This is a genomic window from Virgibacillus sp. LDC1 (assembly GCF_025792345.1).
In the GTDB taxonomy this organism is placed as follows: domain Bacteria; phylum Bacillota; class Bacilli; order Paenibacillales; family Paenibacillaceae; genus Paenibacillus_AQ; species Paenibacillus_AQ lautus.
In genome coordinates this window covers 2404609-2425464 of the sequence record NZ_JAOXLZ010000001.1, presented here as the reverse complement: position 1 = coordinate 2425464, position 20856 = coordinate 2404609, and the positions used below count along the sequence as shown (strand labels likewise).

Genomic DNA, 20856 nt, shown 5'->3' with positions numbered 1-20856 from the left:
TTTGTTTTCAGTCTTACAAAGAAAGAAACAAGATCATGATAAAGAACATCACGGAATGGAGAGGATCTACAAATGCACGGATCAGGACCGAATTACGGTAAATGGGTTGCAGGGAAGCGAAGCAAATGGGTCACGCTCTGTGTATGGGTACTCATCGCACTGGCGTTGAATTTGCTATGGCCGGCTGTTGCAGATAAAGAGGATAACAATGCAGCCAACCTGAAGGAGGATACTCCATCCGTCATAGCGGAAGCCATTGCCGATAAGGAATTTCCTAGCAACGGGGGAGTACCGGCTCTCATCGTGTGGCATAAAGCCAATGGATTGAACGAAGGGGATTTAACCAAGCTGCAGGAGTTGACGGCGAGCCTGGAATCCGATCCGCTCCCGTATCAAACCTTCGTTGTTCCTCTCCATCAGCTGCCTCCGCAGGCTTTAAGCGCCCAGTTGTCAGAGGATCAGAGCTCGCTGGTGATGCCGCTATTTTTTGAAGAAGACCAGGAGACGGACCAGCTGAAGGAAGGAACGGCAGAGCTTGAGAAGCGCTCGGAACAATTGCTGGGCGGTAATCCGTTTCAGACGGCCATCCAGAACGGAGACGGAATCAGTGCTCGCGTAACAGGTCCGGTTGGAATCTCTATTGATGCAACCGGATTGTTTGAGGATGCCGACGTGTCGCTCATGATTGCAACCGTGCTTCTGGTGCTGATATTGCTGCTGCTGATTTACCGTTCACCGATTCTTGCCCTAATCCCGCTTGTAGCAGTCGGTTTTGCCTATATGGTAACTAGCCCGATTCTCGGTTTTATGGCGGATCAAGACGTAATCACCGTGGATTCCCAATCCATCGCCATTATGACCGTGCTGCTCTTTGGAGCCGGGACGGATTATTGCTTGTTCCTTATTTCGAGATTCCGCCAGCTGCTATGGCATGAACCCGATAAACGCAAAGCCTTGTTCCAGGCGATTACGAGTTCATCGGGCGCCATCGCGATGAGCGGCTTCACGGTTGTTTTGTCTCTATTTGCGCTGCTTCTGGCTCAGTACGGGGCATACCAACGATTTGCGGTGCCTTTCAGCTTGTCAATTCTGATCATGTTCATAGCCAGTCTGACATTGGTACCGGCATTGTTGGCTATTTTCGGGAGAGGTTCCTTTTATCCTTTCATTCCGAGAACGCCGGAGATGCAAGCGGAGCGCGCCAAGAAAAAAGGAAAGCCGGTTCCTGCACCGCACAAAGAGAAGGAGAGCCGGATCGGCCGTATGGTGACAACGAAGCCATGGACCGTCGTCTTGGTAGCATTAGTATTGCTGGGTGGACTTGCGACCTTCTCATCCCAAATCAAATTCACCTACGATCTCCTATCCTCATTCCCTGAGGATGTTCCTTCCCGCGAAGGATTCACCGTCATCGGCGAACAGTTCTCCGAAGGAGAGCTTGCGCCGGTTCGGCTGATGGTGGATGGCGCCGGGCAAGCTTTAGATCTTGAAGAACGTCTGAAGGCTCTGGATTATGTGGATCGTGTATCCGAACCGCAGAATGGGGCGGAGAATAACGATATTATCGGTTATGAAATCGAGCTATCCATGAATCCTTACTCTATGGAAGCGATGCAGCATATTCCGGATCTCAGGGAGATCGCGGAGGTTTCACTTGAGAAGGCAGGAGTCGAGAATCCGGCGGAAGCCGTGTGGATCAGCGGTCAAACGGCTACCCAGTATGACACGGAGATCGCGGGAGAACATGATGCCAAACTGATCATTCCCGTCGTTATCGGCTTGATTACGCTGCTGCTTCTGGTATATCTGAGATCGATTGTAGCAACCGTCTATCTGATTGCCACAGTCATCTTGTCTTATTTCTCCGCCTTGGGGCTTGGCTGGATTATCATTCATTACGGTTTGGGGGCAGAATCCATCCAAGGAGCCATACCGCTGTATTCGTTTGTATTCCTGGTCGCGCTGGGCGAAGACTACAACATATTCATGATTTCGAGCATATGGCAAAAACGGAAGCAGATGCCGCTGAAGCAGGCGATTAAAGAAGGCGTGGGCGAGACGAGTTCGGTTATCACCTCAGCCGGTTTAATCCTGGCAGGGACCTTCGCCGTACTGGCCACGCTTCCGATTCAAGTATTGGTACAGTTTGGGATCATAACGGCCATCGGTGTTATGCTGGATACGTTCATTGTAAGACCCTTCCTGGTACCCGCGATCACAACGCTCCTGGGCAAGTGGGCTTTCTGGCCAGGCAAACAACAGTTGGTTACCGAAGAGAAATCTACATTGACCGTTGAGAATAAAGCGTAGCCTTAACTTAATAAGGATTTCTTGTGACAACCACCTCATCTTAAGGTTATGTAAGAGATGAAGGTGGTTGTTGCCGATTTTGACGTGTGTGAAGGGGGGTTAGTAAGATAAGGAGAAGGCTTCATGACATCGTAGATTCTATGTGCAAAAGAAGGGCCCTTAACGGAGTTGTCAGATATTTATCTCGATGGTGAACGGCAAGCAATTCATTTCTCAACAAGAGGTCTTGAACAGACAGTGAAATCAATTCCCCCTGCAATAGCTGCTCACTTACAAGAACATCAGGCAAAATCGTGATGCCGAATCCAGCCTTGGCAGCTTCGATCAATGCTAGGGAATTTACGCTTGTCCAGGCAGGTTGCGCGGTATGTCCGGACAAATAAAGAACGCTGTCTAAAGTATCGCGGATCGCACTTCCCTTTTCACGCAACAATAGTTTTTCAGAGCAAAATTGTTGCAGAGTCAACTCGTTGTGCGTGATGAGATAGTCAGGGGCGCACACAACATATAACGGATAGGAAGCAAAAGGGATGCATGTAAAAGGCCCTTGGGGAGCCGCACCTTCAATCAAAGCGATGTCAGCTTTGCCGTTTCGCAATATTTCAATGGCATTCGCTGCGCTGACCACATCGACATGGATCAGTATATCAGGCCAATCTTTTTGAAAGGCTTTCAAGATTTTTGGTAACCAGAACGCTGCAATGGTAATGCTGGAAACGATGTGCAGGGGAGCTTGTTTTTCCAAACAGCTAATCCGTGCATCTAATGCTTCGCACGAAGATAGAATCGGTGTAACTTCCTCCAGCAAAAGCCGGCCGCTTTTTGTAAGCTGAACGCTTTTTGAAAGTCGGTCAAACAAAGCGGTTTCTGCCTTTTCTTCCAGTTCACGTATGGCATGAGAAACTGCCGATTGCGTGATATATAACCTTTCCGCAGCCCTTGTGAAGTTTCCCGTTTCTGCTACTGCCCGAAATATTTCAAAATGTCGAAGAGTCATCATTGATGCTTCCCCTCTCATGAATAAAACTAATCGTTATTGCAAAATAATATCATTTTACTAATCGATCATCAACCTCCATAATAACAGGGTGACAAGGAGGCGAACTGATGATAAGCCAAAGAACCAAACTATATCTCTGGCTTCTGGGCATAAATTTGTTTATCAGCACATTTACATTTGGCGGTGGGTATGTTGTTGTTCCGATGATTCGGAAGTATTTTGTATCCAGGAAAAAACTACTCAGCGAAGATGAACTCATTAATATGGCTGCTATCGCACAGTCCTCACCAGGAGCAATCGCAATCAACTTGTCAACTCTCGCAGGGTTTCGGGTAGCGGGGATGACGGGCGCTGTAATCAGCTGTATTGCTGCTGTCATTCCATCCCTCGTCATATTGGGATTCATCTCTACGTTCTATGTTGCGTTTGCGGCGGATCCGTTAATCTCCGCAGTATTGAGAGGAATGCAGGCAGGCGTTGCAGCCCTTATCGTTGATTTCGTTGTGGATATGTGCAGTATGATGATCCAAGAACGTTCTCTATTTCTTACTCTGATGATTCCGGCAGCATTTTTAGCGAATTTTATCTTTGAAGTCAATGTAGCCATTATCCTCATCTCGTGTTGTTTTTTATGCATAGTGCGAGTGCGGCTTAATGAAAGGCGGCAGAAATAATGGGGGAACTATTGAAACTGTTATGGGTCTTTTTTCAAATCGGTTCGTTCAGTATCGGGGGTGGGTACGCCATCATCCCGTACATTCAGGAACTGGCAGTTCAAAAATACGCATGGGTATCACAAAGGGTTTTTACCGATATCATTACCATTTCGCAAATGACACCCGGCCCATTAGCAGTAAACACCTCCACATTTGTTGGCTTACAGGTCGCGGGGATACCGGGCGCAATGATTGCAACTTTCGGCTGCGTGATTTCAGGTGTCGGCATTTCTATTTTGCTGTATCGCTTTTTTCAAAAATTCAATAAATCGATCTATGTGTTTGAAGCTTTGAATGGCCTGAAGTCGGCTTCACTGGGGCTTATTATTTCGGCTGCTGCAACCATATTGCTAATGACGTTTCTTGGGACTTCAGCAATAAACGTGGCTTCTAAAGTGAATGGGATTGCTGTAAGTGTATTTACAGGATCTTTGTTTGTATTAAGAAAATGGAAGATGAACCCGATCCTTCTCATGGTTCTGACGGGGATACTGGGAGGCATTATTTATTAAAAAAAGCTTCGCGGCTCGTCGCGCAGAAAACAGCGGAGCTGATACTCCGCCGTTCCGCAAGTGTTAGTAGGATGGGATCGAAGTTATCCGATCGAGGAGGGATCAAGGAGCCAGGTTCCGGCTTGTTTGAATAAATGCTTGCGTAGCATACGTTTTTCGCGCTTGTTTGTGTGATCTCAAACATAACTTATGTTATGTAAACTAAAAATTAAAATCAGTTAATACGAAAAATATAGCATATAGCAGAAGGGATGGGGTTTCATGGAAATGATCATATCCTCACTTTACTTAACTGGATTTTAGGCTGCCTTCATCTCTCGTTAAGGTTTGGACCTTATACTAAGTATGTCACTACAAGTGATGGAAGGAGCAACGCAGATGAATAAGAAAAACAAAATGAGCATGTGGTCGATAGGACTTGGGAGTGCTTTTCTGATGATGATGCTAGCTAACCATGACAATGTGCATGATGGACAAGCCCGATCCGGTATCGCTTCAAGTGCAGTCAGATCCAATATTGCCATCCAATCCGTTGATAAGAGCCCGGCAGTCAAAGTGCCCGAGAACCAGGAAATAACCCCCGAAATGATTAATCAATTCTTAAAATTAGTGGCAGAGACATAAGATAGTGTTGATTCTCTATACGTAACGGTTTTGAAGACCAGTTCCCTACTGAGGGGGCTGGTCTTTTTGGCGTGGGGCTCAATAGAGTTCTTAAACAGAGCGATTTTGCGGCAGCAGATGATCAATAATCAATCGGCTGTAATTTTTTTCGAATACAGGAACCCATGTTCTTGTCATATCTTCCCAGGAAGCTTATTATTATCAAGAGGGTTAACCTGAAGCGGGGGGATTATAGACGAATGCAAAGCGATCACACGTTAAACAGCAAGCGAAGGACCACGGGGGTTGGCATGTACCGGGAGATGTTAATCCGATACGTATTCCCGCATAAGAAACTGCTGGCAGCCCTAACGGTGCTGCTGTTATTTTCAATCGGGCTGCAACTGATAAATCCGCAGATCATCCGGTATTTTATCGATACGGCTCAAGGAGAGGGAAGTCTGACGTCCCTTTACTATGCGGCAGGTTTTTTTATCGTATTTTCATTGCTCCAACAAGGCGTTTCTATTGCGGCTGCTTACTATAGCGAGAATCTGGGCTGGACGACAACCAACAAGCTTCGCGCTGAATTGGCGGAGCACTGCCTGTCGCTGGATATGAGCTTTCACAAAACCCAAACGTCGGGTTCTTTAATCGAACGGGTCGATGGCGATGTGAATGCGCTTGCCAATTTCTTCTCCAGCTTTATTATCCATCTGTTCGGCAATCTGCTCCTTATGATCGGAATTCTGGCTCTTCTGTATCGGGAGAACTTCTGGATTGGATTTGTCATGACCGTGTTTGTTGTCGGCAGCATTTACGTCATTCAACATATCCGGCGGTTTGCAATACCGGTATGGAAGCGCTGGCGCGAGCTGAATGCGGATTTCTACGGATTCATTGGCGAACACCTCGAAGGCACTGAAGATACGCGTGCTAACGGGGCGGCAGGATATGTCATGAATCGATTCTACGAGATGGCCAGGCGGATGCTGCCGGTTCGCGTTCGTGCGTTCATCGGATTTTTTCTGATGTGGAGCACAACGATATTGGTGTTTGCGCTTGGCAATGCGGCCGCATTTATCGTCTGCGCCATACTATGGAAGAACGGACAAGGCGGTTTGACAATCGGCTCCATATATTTAGTGTTTTATTATACCGAGCTGCTAGCCAAACCGATCGAGAAGATCCGCACCCAATTGGAGGACCTGCAAAAGGCAGATGCCAGCTTGATGCGAGTCCGGGAGTTGCTTGCAACCGAGCCCCAGATTAAAGACGGACCCGGAGCTCCGCTTCCGGCAGGCCCGCTATCGGTGGAATTCCGCAACCTAAACTTCACCTATGAAGAGGGCGGGCAGGCTACGCTCGAAAATCTTCAGCTGCGGCTCGAGCCGGGCCAGACTCTGGGGCTGCTCGGGCGCACAGGCAGCGGCAAAACGACGATCGCCCGCCTGCTGCTGCGTTTCTATGATCCTCAGGAGGGAAGCATCGAGCTGGCAGGAACGGATATCCGGGTCTGCAAGCTTCATGAACTGAGGCGCAAGGTCGCGATGGTTACGCAGAATATTGAGATTTTGGAAGGGACTGTTCGTGATAACCTGACCTTGTTTGATGAAGGCATCGAGGATAGCCGAATTATATCCGTGCTAGAGGAGCTTGGGCTTGGAGACTGGTATGCTTCGCTTCCCGAAGGGCTCGATACGAGCCTGGCCTCGGGCGGTGGGAGCCTGTCGGCCGGTGAGGCCCAGCTGTTGGCGTTTGCCCGCGTCTTTCTGACGGATCCGGGTCTCGTCATCCTTGATGAAGCATCGTCCCGCCTTGATCCGTTAACGGAATACCGGATTGAAGCAGCCATTACGCGTCTGCTGCAGGAGAAGACATGTATTATCATTGCCCACCGCTTGGCCACGGTTCAGCGTGCCGACCGGATTCTTATTCTGGAAAATGGCAGAATGCTCGAAAGCGGTCGCCGGGAAGAGCTTGCCTCAAACCCGCAATCACGGTTTAGCCGCATGCTTGCCGTTGGAATGGAGGAGGTGCTGGCATGAAAACAAGACATTTCTTCTGGAGGCTGATTCTGTACCGGCCGGGTCTGTATCTTATCAACCTGCTGGCATGGTCCCTTATTCATATGGCACCGCTGGTTCCCGGATTGTTAACCAAAGCTTTCTTCGACCATTTGGAAGGTACATATGCTTTTCCCTACGGCGTTTGGGCAATTGCCGTGCTGCTCATTGGCGCTGCATTAGCCCGAATTGCACTGATCTTCGGCGGTTTCATGACAGACGTGCATTTCCGCTTCCGGATCAGCACCTTGCTTCGCCGCAATATGCTGTCCCATGTCATGAAAGAGCCTGGAGCACGGGCAATACCTTGCTCGCCCGGAGAAGCCATCAGCAATTTCCGGGATGACGTCGATCAGGCCGAAGAAGCGACAAGCTGGTCCGTAGATACGTTAGGACTTATCGGTTTCGTCATTGTTGCCAGCTGGATTCTTATATCCATCGATTTGCAGCTGACGATTCTCGTATTCGTTCCTTTGATATTAGTGGTCACTGCGGCCCAGATTGCGACCGCACGCATTCAGAAATACAGGGCGGCAAGCCGGGAATCGACGGCCAAGGTAACCGGTGCGATCAGCGAAATGTTTGCCAATGTGCAAGCCATTCAAGTCGCAGGGGCTGAGAAACGCGTAGTGGAACGGTTTGTAAGCCTTAGTGAGAAGCGGCGCCAGTCCATGGTGAAGGATAAGCTGTTAACGGAAACCTTGTCTTCCGTATTCACCAACTCCGTCAATCTCGGCACAGGATTGATCCTCGTGCTTGCGAGTCTTAAGATGCGAAGTGGCGATTTTACGGTCGGGGACTTGTCGCTCTTTGTATATTATTTAACTTTTGTCACACAGCTTATATCGAACGTTGGCAACTTCATGACTTACTACAAGCAGATGGGCGTCAGCTTTCAGCGCATCCAATCCATGCTGCAAGGGGCACCGGCTTCGCTGCTTACGGCAGCCAATTATATCGGTATCGGTAAGTTTAAGAACAAACGGAATAAAGAGAAGGAAGCTCATCCTAATCGCTGGGCACAGAGAGATTCGTTGACCAATGGAAGACACAATCCTTCCGCTGTTTCCGTTGCCGAAGACGGCATGGAAACGGCTATTATCGAGGCACCGCCCCTCTCGCTGCTTGAAGCGCAAGGGCTGTCGTATCAATATCCCGAGACCGGACGCGGCATCTCGAATATTAATCTGACCCTGAAGCGTGGTACCTTTACTGTCGTTACAGGGATGATCGGCAGCGGTAAAACGACGCTGGTTCGCACCCTGCTGGGCTTACTGCCAGCTGAAAAGGGCGAGATCCGGTGGAACGGTGAGAGGATAACAGAACCCGCTGATTTCTTTATACCTCCACAGAGTGCGTATACTGCGCAGATCCCCAGGCTGTACAGCGATAAACTGCGTAACAACATCCTGTTAGGTATAATCGAGGAGCCGGGCAGTCTGGACCGCGCACTACATGCGGCTGTAATGGAAGAAGATATCAAGCATCTGCAGCAGGGCCTGGAGACGATGGTAGGACCACGAGGAGTCAAGCTGTCCGGCGGTCAAGCTCAGCGGACAGCGGCCGCAAGGATGCTGGTACGGGACGCGGAGCTGTATGTATTTGACGATTTATCCAGCGCATTGGATGTTGAGACCGAGCGTAAGTTATGGGAGCGGCTGTTCAGCGAGCGCGGCGGGGCGACTTGCCTTGTCGTATCACATCGAAAAGCAGCACTTCACCATGCGGACCATATCATCGTGTTGAATGGCGGAGAGATTGAGGCTGAAGGCACGGCAGAACAGCTGCTGGCTTCAAGCGAAAGCTTCCGGCAGCTGTGGTATGGCGAAGAAACAGGTTAATAAGCAAGATTGCAATCGATAGAGTAAAAGATGTATCCATTTCACCAATGACAGAGGAGATATCCCCCATGCAAAAAGCGGAACAAATTCAGCTGGAATTCCGTTCGGCAGAACACCTGCCTATCTTGAATGAATTCGAGCTTCCGGATGATCAAGTCCAATTTACCGCTCATCCGAAAGAAGCATTAAACCTAGTGGAAGGTCAGTTTCCCATCGTTATTTTAGCTGATGATCATCCTGTCGGCTTCTTTATCCTGCACGCCACGGAGCGCGTCAAGGAGTATACTAGCAATTCTCATGCCATGCTGCTTACTGCCTTATCCATTGACCATCGTCAGCAGCGTAAGGGGTATGCCAGAAGAGGGATGCTTGCGCTGCCATCGTTCATTCGAAGTCAGTTTCCTTCCTGCGATGAAGTGGTGTTGGTCGTGAACCATAAGAATGTTCCGGCTCAGCAGCTGTATGAACGGGTTGGTTTCGAAGATACGGGCAGAAGAAGGATGGGGCCTATCGGAGAACAATGGGTTATGAATATAACCATCTGAAATAAAATGCCGCAAAGACGCCTGGTCTTTGCGGCATTGCTTTATTTAACTTGGTTGACGCTCCGCCAGGTCGCTTCCAAACTTGAAGCGATATACTCCAGAATCGGTTTGCTGTAGAAATAACCGCTGTGTGACAGGGGATTCCAGCAGGTTAACCAGTTTCCCACGTTAACGGATATATCGTTACGTACGGTGCGGTCATACGCTTCATTTATACTCTTAATGGGATAGGCCAGTATATCGTCTTTATCATAGAAATTGACCCATTCCCCCAGCAGCTGATCATGATAGTGCTTCAGCTGCCCGGAAGGGACGTCAATGGGCTTGTCAAAATCACGATACCGCATGCTCCATAGCGGCAAGGTGGTTCCCAGCGTATAGAATAATGTCAGGAGCTCTCCTCGCTCCAACGGAGCTTCCGGGTCAACGACCAGGTGATGCCCGCGGGAGGAGAATTGCAGATCATAGAAGAAATTGCTGGCGATTACAGATCCCAGGCTATGAGAGATTACGCATAATGGAGCCTGGGGACCGGCAGAGAGGGCAAGTCGGTGCAGCGCTTCACTGATTGTCCGATGAATGGCTTCGTAGTTCTGATCCTCGGATTCCACGGGTTGGTAAGCAACGGCATCCGCCAGATTGTGGATCACGTACTGCCGAAGGTGCTGATAACGTAAACGGTAAGGTTTAATGCTGCTGCTGATTAACTCAGACTCGCGTGCTGCGAATACATCGGCCCAATGAACAGCCTCCATGGCCAGTTGCTCATGCGGAATACCTGAGGTTCGGGAGAAGGTTTCTCTCAACTTTTTCATAAATTTATCCGCATAGTCTTTCTTTTGTGTTCCCAATCCGTGTACAATGATCACTGCAATTTTTTGCTTCATCTAACTGCAGCTCCCTTCATCGGAAATGGAATGAATGGATATCTTTTACTCTTTATACGCGATTTGTACTCGAATTGTAAATAGGTTATTACAGTACGGGTGAAACCGGTAAGGTCCGTAGCACTTTAGAGTCATTCCGTCCAGGGCCGAATTTGATTACAATGAAGGGATAACCAGTGGTAACATGATAGATAAAGAGGCAGGTACATTCATGTTTAGATTGAATTAGGAGGCAGGGTATGTCCTATAAACAAATAAAATGGTTGATTCTGATCATTCCCACATTGACGATTGGCATTTGGGAGTATGTCAGGCATGAGTTCCTGCTGCCTTATATATCGATGGATCTTGGCAATCTGCTGGCACCTGTTATCGTGTTCTTGGTTTCCATTCTGTTTCTTACTCAGTTGTTCTCATTGATTGAACGGAACCAGGAGGAACTGAACCAATCCAGGGCATTGCAAGCAGCCATGCATGAAAGGGAGAAGATTGGCCGGGAGCTCCATGACGGAATCGCCCAATCCTTATTCTTGCTGAACGCACAGATTGACCGAATTGAGAAATCGGGGCTAACCGGCGAAATTCCATACCAGGAAATTAAGGAAAGTGTTCACCGAACCAATGCCTACGTAAGAGAAGCCATCGCTAATCTCCGATATCCGGCAGATCCGCAAGCCATTCCGTGGATGCATAGCATGAACAGCTTAATTGAGGAAATCAAGCAGGAGACGAATCTGCATTTCGACGTTCAGTGGGGAATCCCGGATGACATGCTGTCCGCCAAAGAAAAGGTGGAGCTGCTGGCTTCGATCAGGGAAGCCTTATTGAATATCCATAAGCATGCCGAAGCAAAGCACGTGAAGATAACCGCGACAGCGGCGGATTCGAGCTGGCACTGTTCTGTCAGCGATGATGGCAAAGGTTTTGAGTTGGACAAGCCGCTCGGCAGCAACCGGTATGGAATCAAAATCATGAAGGATCGGGCCGAGGCCATGGGCTGGAAGTTCATGGTGGAAAGACATAACCACAAGACGATAATCAGCATTCGGAAGGAGAGAACCGCATGAACGAGCAGCCTTTTCGTGTGTTAATCATCGATGACAGCGATCTTGCGAGAGAAGGCATTCGCACCATTCTAAGCAGCGACCCGACCTTTGAGGTCGTGGCCGAAGGACAAAGCGGCGAGGAAGCGCTGGAGCTGACCGAGTTATGGATGCCTGATATTATCCTCATGGATATTCAGATGCCTGGGATGGACGGATTGGAAGCGACCAAGCGAGTGAAGGACAAATTTCCTTACGTTAAAATTGTCATGGTTACGGTGTCCGACGACATCGCACATTTGTTTGATGCACTGAAACGTGGAGCCCAAGGCTATTTGCTGAAGAATCTGAATCCCGAATCATGGCACGAATACCTTAAAGCCATTGCCGTGGACGAAGCACCGATGAGCAGGGAACTAGCTTTCCGTATATTGAAGGAGTTTTCGCAGTACGATAAGCCGGACCCAAGCAATAGTCCACTTACGGCCCGGGAAAAAGAAATTTTGGGACTTGTAGCCGAGGGATTGTCCAACCGCGATATTTCGGTAGCCTTGTGCATATCCGAGAATACGGTCAAGAACCATCTGAAGAACATTTTGCAAAAACTGCATTTGGAAAATCGGGTACAGCTGACCCGTTATGCCTACGAACAAGGATGGATGGGGAAAAAATAACGGTCACGCTCTTTCGCTAAGATAAAAGCAAAGAATGATTGTAAGCTAGAAAGGCGTCGAAGGAGGGCGTGCGTTTATTTCTGTTTAACAAGGAATATGCCCAGCCCAATGATACCGATGCCGGCCCAATTTTTCCAGGTTGGAACTTCCTTCAGGAACAAATAAGCCACCCCTAACGAGATTAGGATTTCGAGGCACTTGGAGAAGATCAACGTATAGCCTAACTGGTCGGTGGCTTTAAATCCATAACGGATCCCGTATCCGATGCACATGTTGGCCATAAGGAACAGAGGAAGCATGAATAACTGAAACTGCAGCGTAGGCCAGAACAGGTGCTGGATAAACTTGGTTTGGTACGAGAAGACAAGGTTGATGATCGACAGTCCGCCGAAGAGTAGACCGACACTATAAATATAAAACATAAAGCGCCTCCTGTAACGATGTCTTTGCAGTACGCCATTAATGTTTCCATACAGCAACTTTTTTATCCAAGGACAATGAGGCCAAAGTTCTCTTGCGTGATATCATGACAGCTTGTCATAAGGATTAGATTCTTAAGCCGTCTCGAAAAAAAAGGATGACTCCCTACTGAGGGGAGTCATCCTTTTAAATATAATGTTACGGCATTTCATCACTTTCAGTTTAATATCCATGTTTAACTACAGATCATTGGCTTCATTAGTGAACTTGGTGAAGCCTGCTGTACACACCGCCGGAATGAATCAATTCCTGGTGCGTCCCCTGTTCGGCAATGCCCTCGGAATTGACGACGATAATCCGGTCCGCGCTCTGAATGGTGGTGAGTCGGTGAGCGATCACCAGCGTTGTTCTGCCGACGGACAGCTCAGCCAGAGACTTCTGGATTTGCGCTTCCGTTTCCGTGTCGAGTGCCGACGTGGCCTCGTCCAGGATCAGAATCGGCGGGTTCTTAAGGAACATTCTTGCAATGGACAAGCGCTGCTTCTGACCGCCTGACAGCTTAACCCCGCGTTCGCCAATCACCGTTTCCATACCGTCCGGCAGACTTCGGATCAGTTCATCCAGCGAAGCACGCCGTGCGGCTTCCCAGATTTGCTGGTCCGTTGCCTGTAAGTCGCCATAAGCGATATTGTCGCGGATCGTACCGGAGAACAGGAACACATCCTGCTGCACGATGCCAATATGCTTGCGGAGGTTTTGCAATTTGATATTCCGGATATCGATTCCATCCACCGTGATCGTGCCCTGATCCACATCATAAAAGCGGGGGAGAAGGCTGCAGATGGTTGTCTTACCCGCACCGGATGGTCCGACAAACGCAACCGTTTCTCCGGCATGGATCGTGAGATGTATGTTATTCAGTATCGTCCGGGAGGGTTCGTAACCGAAGGTAACGCCTTCAAAGCGGATATCTCCCCGCACGGAGGAAAGGGATACGGCATCAGGCACATCGGCGATCTCCGGATCGGTATCCATAATCTCCAGGTAGCGTTTAAAGCCGGCAATTCCTTTTGGATAGCTCTCAATGACTGCATTGATCTTCTCGATCGGACGGAAGAAGATGTTGGAGAGCAGCAGGAAGGCCATGAATTCACCCATTTCAATTTTGCCCTGGATGAAGAACCACGCGCCGCAGATCATGACGAATACCGTGATCAAACGCATCAGCATGTAGCTGATGGACGTGCTTTTTGCCATTGTTTTATAAGCCAGCAGTTTGGTTGCCCGGAATTGCTTGTTCTCTTCCTGAAACAGTTTATTCTCATGCTCTTCGTTCGCAAACGATTGAACCACGCGGATACCACCGACATTGTCTTCGATGCGGGCGTTGAAATTCCCTACATTACGGAACAGTTGCCGATAGGTCGTGGTCATTCTGCCGCCGAATTTAATGATCAGCCATGCCATCAGCGGCACGATGATAAAGGTCAGCAGCGCAAGCTCCAGGTTGATGTAAGCCATTAAGGAGAAGGAACCGAGCAGCGTCATAACGGCGATGAATACGTCTTCCGGTCCGTGGTGGGCTACTTCTCCCACGTCATTAAGATCATTCGTGATGCGTCCCATGAGATGTCCGGTTTTGTTGTTATCAAAGAAACGGAAGGAGAGCTTCTGAATGTGGGAGAACATTTTTTCCCGCATATCCGTCTCGATATTAATCCCGAGCATATGCCCCCAATAAGTGACGATGTATTGCAGCGCGGTATTCAGCGCATAGATCGAGAGAAGGACGATGCAGGCAATCAGGATCAGCGGCCAATCCTGGCTTGGCAGCAGGTCGTCAATAAATTTGCTGACGGCAAGCGGGAAAGCAAGCTCCAGCAGTCCGGCAATAACGGCGCACGTAAAATCCAAAATAAACAGTCCCTTGTAGGGCCGATAGTACGAAAAAAACTTTCTGATCAAGAATTATCACGCTCCAAGTTCTACCTCTGTCATGGTAATTGGTTTGAATGGTTGGCGGACAGCCATTATTGGCTGTCTTGCGATGGGTTCGTATCATACAGCTCAAACGCCTGAATATACTCCTGAATGATCTGGTCTACTGCTTTCAGCTCTCCGCTGACCACTTCTCGGATGGCTTCAAAGTCCGGGTCATTGACTTGCTTCTTCAAGGTTTCCCGTTTCACAACTAAATGGTCCAGAAAAGAAAGCGCGCGCCCCCGGCGGAATGTCTGCGCCATCTTGCCGCCTTCCCTGCCGCCATGCCCTTCCTCACGCCGTCTTCCGTGCCGCCCGCCGTGCCGGTGGTTATCCCGGTCGCGAGGCTCCGACCGTATTTGACTCGCTGTATCCTGATCCTCTTGGCGCATATAACATCAACCTCCTTTACGTATACGTTTGTATACTATTTAAAGTGATTGTATACATTTGTATACAATTCGTCAACCCGTTTTTCTCCATTAGATTGGAAAAATTGAGGAGAGCGAAGGAAGATATGCTATGATGATAGTTAGCAGTCCCAGGAGATTGACATGGATGAATACGAACACCGGGATCAGGATGAACATGGGAAGGGAGCTGTACATAGTGAGCGAACATAATCATGAGTACTGGATGCGTCAAGCGATTGCGGAGGCCCATCGAAACGTTCAACATGTGGAGGGTGGTCCTTTTGGAGCGATTGTGGTGAAGGATGGTCAAGTGATCGGCAGGGGCCGGAATCTGGTTACTGCGCTGAACGATCCGACGGCTCATGCCGAAGTGCAAGCCATAAGGGAAGCATGTTTGCACCTGGAGGATTTTCAATTAAAAGGCTGTACGATTTATACCAGCTGCGAGCCTTGTCCGATGTGTCTAGGGGCCATTTACTGGTCCAGGCCCGATGCCGTTTATTATGCAAGCACGAAGCAGGATGCGGCTGAGATCGGATTCGACGATCATTTCATATACGATGAAATCGCGATGCCGATGGACCAGCGCTCCATCCCTATGAAGCAGATTCAAACAGCGGATTATTTGCTGCCATTCCAAGCGTGGAGCTCCTCCGAGCGCAAAATCGAATATTAAACATAAAACCGGGCTCCCTTCAAGGGAAGCCCGGTTTATTCTTATTTATGGATAGGGATGCCGAAATAGGTATAGAGCGCTTCAGCATATTCTTGCGCATTACCCGGTTTGAAGGTGTGGACGCCGCCGGCTTTATAAATTCTGAATTCGTCATCATCCACGGTGTTTCTGCCTTCTGCCGTGCGTATGGATACCCGAGCTGTTTTATTAAAAGGCGAATCGGGGGCATACTCGCACCAGAATGAGGTGGTGATGAAATCTCTCGGTAAGTTAGGCTCTTCCGTAAAGGAGAAGACGGGATCCCACGCTTCTTTTTTCCACTCTTCGAGCATCCAGCCATACGCTTCGGTTTGGACGAGCCGGTAGGTTTCGTTTCCCTGGGTTTGCTCAAGGCCATCAACCAATTCCAAAGGGTGACGCGGTCCGGCTCCTCCGACACCAACATCGGCAATATATCGCTGATCTTCGATATCCACCTGCAGAATATGATGCCGGCGCTTAGCAGGCGTATCGGTTTCATCCCGCCAGAAGCGTCCGAAGTAATGAGTGACCTTAAATCCCAGTTCCTGCAGCAGCCAGCCAAACAACGCATTAAGCTCGAAGCAGTAGCCGCCGCGGTGCCGAGTTACGATTTTATCGTAAAGATCGGGGATATCCAGGGAAAGCGGAATTTGATGAAGGATATCGAGATTTTCATAGGGTACGGTATGCACATGCTGTTCCTGCAATCTGGCGAGCATATAAGCGCTGTTTACAATCGGGCCCGTGTATCCAATACGCTCAAGATATTGGTTTACGTCAAGGCCTTGTATCGGGTTACTCATTCGATCACCGCATCTTTCGTCTTTTGTCAGCTTGGTAGAAGTAAGCCGTATATAATTATATCCTTTATATCATATATTTAGGCGTTCTAATAGAGAACAAGAAGGAGGCGGAAGAGGGACTATGCCCATGGATATCACGTCCCTTCGGGCAGCTGATGAGGCTTCCTGCTAAATACGACATGGAAGGGGATGAAGATCACCATCGACTGGTCTTATGCAGCACAAAAATGGTGTCCCGACCGCCAATCCTCTGGCGAGGGACACCCTTTCTTAAGAGAGAAGAAAGTATAAACTTCAGAGGCTTACAACCTTTGCCGTGTAAGAAAGAAAAACTTTCGCTATATGCGGTTTGTCTTCTGAGAAAGTACGTCGATAGACGTTTTTCTTATATAATCGATCAACTCAACATTAACCGCAGGTGCAGTTCAGAACCGGTTTGCGTGCCGCCGTCGTTTCGTCGAGCCGCTTCACGACCGTGGTATAAGGGGCGCCTATGACAACCTCCGGCGTGGTTTCGGCTTCTTTGGCGATCTGGATCATCGTGTCGATGAAACCGTCCAGCGTTTCTCTGCTCTCCGTCTCGGTCGGCTCAATCATGATGCATTCCTCCACGTTGAGCGGGAAATAAATGGTTGGCGGATGATAGCCGAAATCAAGCAGCCGCTTGGCAACATCCAGGGTTCGCACGCCGTACTCCTTCAGCTTTCTGCCGGACAGCACGAATTCGTGCTTGCACAGCCCCGGGTAGGCCACTTCGTAGTATGGGGCCAGACGATGCATCATGTAGTTGGCATTTAGTACGGCGAGCTCCGAGACGCGGCGAAGTCCTTCCGGTCCATAGGTTCGAATATACGTGTAGGCGCGGACCAGGATGCCAAAGTTGCCATAGAACGCCTTTACGCGCCCGATTGACTGTGGACGGTCGTAATCCCAATAGAAGGTGCCGTCCTCGCGTTTGGACACGATCGGTTTGGGCAGGAACGGGATCAACAGGCTTTTCACGCCGACAGGGCCTGCACCGGGACCGCCGCCGCCATGCGGCGTACTCATCGTTTTGTGCAGGTTGAGATGGACCACGTCAAAGCCCATGTCGCCTGGGCGGGTAATGCCCATGATGGCGTTGGAATTGGCTCCGTCATAGTAAAGCAGGCCGCCGGCTTCGTGTACGATTTCCGCAATTTCCAAGATCTGCTCTTCGAACAGTCCCAGCGTGCTAGGGTTCGTGAGCATTAAAGCCGCCGTATCGTCACCAACGACAGCACGAAGGGCATCCAGATCCACCATGCCGCGTTCATTGGACTTAATCGTAATCGTGTCGTAACCGGCCACCGTTGCGCTGGCGGGGTTAGTACCGTGCGAGGAGTCGGGAACAATCACCTTGGTTCGCTTCTCGCCACGGCTTTCATGGTAAGCACGGATCAGCATCAGCCCTGTCCATTCCCCATGCGCTCCCGCAGCGGGCTGAAGCGTTACTTGATCCATGCCGGTCAGTGCAGCGAGATCATTCTGCAGAGTATAGAGCAGCTCCAGAGCGCCTTGTATGCTTTCTTCAGGCTGGTACGGATGAATCTTGGCAAAGCCGGCAAAACGGGCAACATCCTCGTTGATCTTCGGGTTGTATTTCATCGTGCATGAGCCGAGCGGATAGAAGCCGTTATCGATACCGAAGTTCCGTCTCGACAGCTCGGTATAGTGACGAATCACATCCACTTCATATACCTCAGGCAGTTCCGCCGGTTTGCTGCGAAGCAGGCTTTCCGGAATCAATGAAGCGGCATCGGTCTCCGGAACGTCGCATTCGGGAAGGGAATAGGCGACACGGCCGGGCTTGCTGAGTTCAAATATCAAGGCTTTTTCCGGTTTCATACGATCGCCTCCAATTCACCAATAAATTGGTCGATTTCTTCCTTGGTCCGCCGTTCGGTTACGGCGATCAGCATGCATCCTTGAAGCTCTGGATAAGCTGTACCAAGATCATAACCGCCGATATAACCTGCACCCAGCAGCTTCGAGTTGACCTCCTTCACGTTCGTTCCTTCAGGCAGCTTTACCACAAATTCATTGAAGAACGGCGAACTGAACGGGAGGGAGAAATTGCCTTTGGCGATCCGGTCGGCAGCGTAATGGGATTTGCGCACATTCAGAAGCGCGGCTTCCTGCATGCCGGCTTTGCCCAGCGTGGACATATATACGGACGCGCACAAGGCGAGCAGGGCCTGGTTAGAGCAAATGTTGGACGTTGCTTTTTCGCGGCGAATATGTTGTTCGCGCGCCTGCAGCGTCAGTACAAATCCGCGTTTGCCGTCCTGATCGACGGTTTGGCCCACGATACGACCGGGAATGCGGCGCATCAGCGGCTCGGATACCGCGAAGAATCCGCAGGTCGGTCCACCGAGAGAAGCTGGAATGCCAAGAGGCTGGGCATCGCCGACAACGATGTCGGCTCCGAGCACGCCAGGGGATTCCAGTAAACCGAGGGACAGCGGGTTAACGCTCAGCACAAGCAGTGCTTTTTTCTCATGAACCAGCGGCTCGATTGATTTCACGTCTTCGATGCAGCCGAAGAAATTTGGTGATTGCAGCAGCACGGCGGCGGTATCATCCGTTATGGCTGCAGCGAGTGCATCCTGGTCGGTAACGCCATTGACGATGCCGACTTCCACGACGTCCAGATCGAGTCCGCGGGCCGAAGTCAGAACGATTTCACGGGCTTCGGGATGGACAGCACGCGAAATGACGATTTTCTTCCGTTTGGTTGCGCCGCTGGCGAGCGCCGCAGCCTCGGCAAGTGCCGTGGAACCGTCATACATGCTGGCATTGGCAACTTTCATGCCGGTCAATTCACAGATATAGGATTGAAATTCAAAAATCGCTTGCAGCTCGCCTTGGCTGATCTCCGGTTGGTATGGCGTATACGCGGTGTAGAATTCAGAGCGGGAGATCACATGATTGAGCACGACAGGAATGTGGTGGTCGTACAAACCAGCCCCCAGAAAGCTTGTATAACGGTCGAAATCGGCATTGCGGTCTGACAGGCGGCGCATATGCTTGAGAAGCTCAGGCTCACCCAGCCGTTTTGACATGGGGAGGACGCCGTTGTAACGGACCGCTTTGGGGATATCGGCAAACAGATCTTCGATCGTTTCCGCGCCGACCGCAGCAAGCATATCGGCTTGATCCTGATCCGTCATAGGCAAGTAACGATGCTTCATGTTAAGGCAGCTCCTCTTTTGTAGAATGGTGTCTTTACCACTTTGGCTTTTAACTTCTTACCGCGGATCTCGACCCATACCTCGGTATCGAGGCCCGTATATGGGGTTTCGATGAGGGCCAATCCGAGATTTCGCTTGAGTGAAGGGGATTGGGTACCGCTGGTCACTTCACCGATGAGTTCTCCTTCATCGTTGTATACAGGATAGTGGGAGCGCGGAATTCCGCGATCGATGAGTTCAATGCCAACCAGCTTACGCTGCACACCGTCTTGCTTCTGCTGTTGAAGCGCTTCCCGACCGATGAAATCACCGCTGTCCAGCTTCACGAAGAAACCGAGACTGGCTTCAAGCGGAGAGATCGTGTTTGAGAGCTCTTGGCCGTACAAGGGCAATTTCGCCTCGAAACGGAGTGTATCGCGGGCGCCGAGTCCGGTTGGAACAAGACCATGTGGTTCTCCGGCTGCTAAAAGATCTCTCCAAATGACGGGAGCATCCCCAGCGGAACAATAGATTTCAAAGCCGTCTTCTCCGGTATAACCAGTACGGGAGAGTAGGGCGGTACAGCTGCATACCTGTGCGTTCTGGATAAAATGGAAGGAAGGGAGTTCGCCTAGCGCCTCGGTCGTTACCTGTGACATGATGTTCGCGGCGGCAGGTCCCTGAAGTGCAATCAAAGCTGTTTCTTCGGACACATTCCGGATGGTGACATCACCTGCAAGATGGTCTTGAAGCCACTGAAAGTCTTTGTCGATGTTGGATGCGTTCACAACCAGCATGAATCGATCTGCCGACAGTTTATACACAAGCAGGTCATCTACCGTACCGCCGTTGTCGTAACACATTAACGTGTATTGGGCCTGGCCAATTGATATGCGGGTTACGTCATTCGTGGTCATCTTCTGGATAAAAGCTTCAGCGTCTTGTCCGGTGACGATAAATTCACCCATATGGGAGACGTCGAACAGGCCGGCGTGCTTGCGTACGGCTTCATGCTCTTGAACAATGCCGGAAAATTGCACGGGCAGTTCCCAGCCGCCGAAGTCGATGCAGCGGGCAGAAGGAAAATCGGAATAAAGCGGGTAAAGCGGTGTACGTTGTAATGAACTCATCTCTTCACCTCTTCTAATTGGCATG

The 20856-nt window shown here is 49.9% G+C and carries 19 protein-coding genes; 10 read left to right on the top strand and 9 right to left on the bottom strand.

Going from position 1 to position 20856, the window contains the following annotated elements:
- Positions 1-72: 72 nt before the first annotated feature.
- Positions 73-2310 (top strand): MMPL family transporter, encoded by a 2238-nt coding sequence (locus OHJ21_RS10780; RefSeq protein WP_486020027.1) that lies wholly within the window; start codon positions 73-75, stop codon positions 2308-2310.
- A gap of 121 nt (positions 2311-2431) precedes the next feature.
- On the opposite strand, the gene OHJ21_RS10775 is transcribed toward OHJ21_RS10780, so the two are convergent.
- The gene (locus OHJ21_RS10775; RefSeq protein ID WP_207797470.1) at positions 2432-3310 is read right to left on the bottom strand and encodes a LysR family transcriptional regulator; all 879 of its coding nucleotides are present in this window, start codon (positions 3308-3310) and stop codon (positions 2432-2434) included.
- A gap of 107 nt (positions 3311-3417) precedes the next feature.
- Here OHJ21_RS10775 and OHJ21_RS10770 point away from each other — a divergent pair, with 107 nt between their 5' ends.
- From OHJ21_RS10770 to OHJ21_RS10745, 6 genes are all read left to right on the top strand, one after another.
- A complete protein-coding gene (locus tag OHJ21_RS10770) occupies positions 3418-3984 on the top strand; it encodes a chromate transporter (protein ID WP_100537635.1) in 567 nt (188 codons plus the stop codon).
- An 11-nt stretch (positions 3985-3995) separates the two neighbouring features.
- Positions 3996-4538 (top strand): chromate transporter, encoded by a 543-nt coding sequence (locus OHJ21_RS10765; protein WP_486020026.1) that lies wholly within the window; start codon positions 3996-3998, stop codon positions 4536-4538.
- Positions 4539-4916: 378 nt separating this feature from the next.
- Positions 4917-5162 (top strand): hypothetical protein, encoded by a 246-nt coding sequence (locus OHJ21_RS10760; protein ID WP_127593143.1) that lies wholly within the window; start codon positions 4917-4919, stop codon positions 5160-5162.
- A 239-nt stretch (positions 5163-5401) separates the two neighbouring features.
- Positions 5402-7189: an ABC transporter ATP-binding protein gene (locus tag OHJ21_RS10755; RefSeq protein ID WP_394055250.1), complete on the top strand. Its 1788-nt coding sequence runs from the start codon at positions 5402-5404 to the stop codon at positions 7187-7189.
- Entirely contained in the window at positions 7186-9048 is a 1863-nt protein-coding gene (locus tag OHJ21_RS10750) for an ABC transporter ATP-binding protein (RefSeq protein ID WP_326118348.1), read from the top strand. The genes OHJ21_RS10755 and OHJ21_RS10750 overlap by 4 nt, the downstream gene beginning before the upstream one ends.
- A 68-nt stretch (positions 9049-9116) precedes the next feature.
- Positions 9117-9593, top strand: coding sequence for a GNAT family N-acetyltransferase (locus tag OHJ21_RS10745; protein WP_100537630.1), 477 nt, complete (start codon positions 9117-9119; stop codon positions 9591-9593).
- A gap of 41 nt (positions 9594-9634) precedes the next feature.
- Here the strand turns inward: OHJ21_RS10745 and OHJ21_RS10740 are convergent, their stop codons facing one another.
- Positions 9635-10480, bottom strand: a complete 846-nt coding sequence (locus tag OHJ21_RS10740) for a chemotaxis protein (RefSeq protein ID WP_100537629.1) — start codon at positions 10478-10480, stop codon at positions 9635-9637.
- Positions 10481-10719: 239 nt separating this feature from the next.
- Here OHJ21_RS10740 and OHJ21_RS10735 point away from each other — a divergent pair, with 239 nt between their 5' ends.
- Both OHJ21_RS10735 and OHJ21_RS10730 read left to right on the top strand, forming a co-directional pair.
- Positions 10720-11547, top strand: a complete 828-nt coding sequence (locus OHJ21_RS10735) for a sensor histidine kinase (RefSeq protein ID WP_100537628.1) — start codon at positions 10720-10722, stop codon at positions 11545-11547.
- On the top strand, positions 11544-12197 hold the full coding sequence (locus OHJ21_RS10730; RefSeq protein WP_100537627.1) for a response regulator: 654 nt from the start codon (positions 11544-11546) through the stop codon (positions 12195-12197). Before OHJ21_RS10735 ends, OHJ21_RS10730 begins: the two co-directional genes overlap by 4 nt.
- Positions 12198-12271: 74 nt before the next feature.
- Here OHJ21_RS10730 and OHJ21_RS10725 read toward each other — a convergent pair whose 3' ends face one another.
- From OHJ21_RS10725 to OHJ21_RS10715, 3 genes are all read right to left on the bottom strand, one after another.
- Complete coding sequence (locus OHJ21_RS10725) at positions 12272-12619, bottom strand: hypothetical protein (protein WP_100537626.1); 348 nt, start codon at positions 12617-12619, stop codon at positions 12272-12274.
- Between the two features lie 256 nt (positions 12620-12875).
- On the bottom strand, positions 12876-14582 hold the full coding sequence (locus OHJ21_RS10720) for an ABC transporter ATP-binding protein (protein WP_100537625.1): 1707 nt from the start codon (positions 14580-14582) through the stop codon (positions 12876-12878).
- A 65-nt stretch (positions 14583-14647) separates the two neighbouring features.
- Positions 14648-14989 carry a hypothetical protein gene (locus OHJ21_RS10715; protein WP_100537624.1) on the bottom strand — a complete coding sequence of 114 codons (342 nt, stop codon included), beginning with the start codon at positions 14987-14989 and terminating at the stop codon, positions 14648-14650.
- A 196-nt stretch (positions 14990-15185) separates the two neighbouring features.
- On the opposite strand from OHJ21_RS10715, the gene OHJ21_RS10710 reads away from it, so the two are divergent.
- Positions 15186-15686, top strand: a complete 501-nt coding sequence (locus tag OHJ21_RS10710) for a nucleoside deaminase (protein WP_165789717.1) — start codon at positions 15186-15188, stop codon at positions 15684-15686.
- Positions 15687-15727: 41 nt separating this feature from the next.
- On the opposite strand, the gene OHJ21_RS10705 is transcribed toward OHJ21_RS10710, so the two are convergent.
- The 4 genes from OHJ21_RS10705 to gcvT all read right to left on the bottom strand — a co-directional run bounded on the left by OHJ21_RS10705 (position 15728) and on the right by gcvT (position 20831).
- Positions 15728-16510, bottom strand: a complete 783-nt coding sequence (locus OHJ21_RS10705; RefSeq protein ID WP_100537623.1) for an arylamine N-acetyltransferase family protein — start codon at positions 16508-16510, stop codon at positions 15728-15730.
- Between the two features lie 408 nt (positions 16511-16918).
- The gene (gene gcvPB / locus OHJ21_RS10700) at positions 16919-18376 is read right to left on the bottom strand and encodes an aminomethyl-transferring glycine dehydrogenase subunit GcvPB (protein WP_100537621.1); all 1458 of its coding nucleotides are present in this window, start codon (positions 18374-18376) and stop codon (positions 16919-16921) included.
- A complete protein-coding gene (gene gcvPA, locus OHJ21_RS10695; protein WP_100537620.1) occupies positions 18373-19722 on the bottom strand; it encodes an aminomethyl-transferring glycine dehydrogenase subunit GcvPA in 1350 nt (449 codons plus the stop codon). The genes gcvPB and gcvPA overlap by 4 nt, the downstream gene beginning before the upstream one ends.
- Positions 19719-20831 (bottom strand): glycine cleavage system aminomethyltransferase GcvT, encoded by a 1113-nt coding sequence (gcvT, locus tag OHJ21_RS10690; protein WP_394055258.1) that lies wholly within the window; start codon positions 20829-20831, stop codon positions 19719-19721. The genes gcvPA and gcvT overlap by 4 nt, the downstream gene beginning before the upstream one ends.
- Between the last annotated feature and the right edge of the window lie 25 nt (positions 20832-20856).

Bases quoted from the DNA above. Each gene is read 5' to 3' on its own strand.
- OHJ21_RS10780 (WP_486020027.1), top strand. From the start codon at position 73: ATGCACGGATCAGGACCGAATTACGGTAAATGGGTTGCAGGGAAGCGA.
- OHJ21_RS10775 (WP_207797470.1), bottom strand. From the start codon at position 3,310: ATGATGACTCTTCGACATTTTGAAATATTTCGGGCAGTAGCAGAAACG.
- OHJ21_RS10770 (WP_100537635.1), top strand. From the start codon at position 3,418: ATGATAAGCCAAAGAACCAAACTATATCTCTGGCTTCTGGGCATAAAT.
- OHJ21_RS10760 (WP_127593143.1), top strand. From the start codon at position 4,917: ATGAATAAGAAAAACAAAATGAGCATGTGGTCGATAGGACTTGGGAGT.
- OHJ21_RS10755 (WP_394055250.1), top strand. From the start codon at position 5,402: ATGCAAAGCGATCACACGTTAAACAGCAAGCGAAGGACCACGGGGGTT.
- OHJ21_RS10750 (WP_326118348.1), top strand. From the start codon at position 7,186: ATGAAAACAAGACATTTCTTCTGGAGGCTGATTCTGTACCGGCCGGGT.
- OHJ21_RS10745 (WP_100537630.1), top strand. From the start codon at position 9,117: ATGCAAAAAGCGGAACAAATTCAGCTGGAATTCCGTTCGGCAGAACAC.
- OHJ21_RS10740 (WP_100537629.1), bottom strand. From the start codon at position 10,480: ATGAAGCAAAAAATTGCAGTGATCATTGTACACGGATTGGGAACACAA.
- OHJ21_RS10735 (WP_100537628.1), top strand. From the start codon at position 10,720: ATGTCCTATAAACAAATAAAATGGTTGATTCTGATCATTCCCACATTG.
- OHJ21_RS10730 (WP_100537627.1), top strand. From the start codon at position 11,544: ATGAACGAGCAGCCTTTTCGTGTGTTAATCATCGATGACAGCGATCTT.
- OHJ21_RS10725 (WP_100537626.1), bottom strand. From the start codon at position 12,619: ATGTTTTATATTTATAGTGTCGGTCTACTCTTCGGCGGACTGTCGATC.
- OHJ21_RS10715 (WP_100537624.1), bottom strand. From the start codon at position 14,989: ATGCGCCAAGAGGATCAGGATACAGCGAGTCAAATACGGTCGGAGCCT.
- OHJ21_RS10710 (WP_165789717.1), top strand. From the start codon at position 15,186: ATGGGAAGGGAGCTGTACATAGTGAGCGAACATAATCATGAGTACTGG.
- OHJ21_RS10705 (WP_100537623.1), bottom strand. From the start codon at position 16,510: ATGAGTAACCCGATACAAGGCCTTGACGTAAACCAATATCTTGAGCGT.
- gcvPB (WP_100537621.1), bottom strand. From the start codon at position 18,376: ATGAAACCGGAAAAAGCCTTGATATTTGAACTCAGCAAGCCCGGCCGT.
- gcvPA (WP_100537620.1), bottom strand. From the start codon at position 19,722: ATGAAGCATCGTTACTTGCCTATGACGGATCAGGATCAAGCCGATATG.
- gcvT (WP_394055258.1), bottom strand. From the start codon at position 20,831: ATGAGTTCATTACAACGTACACCGCTTTACCCGCTTTATTCCGATTTT.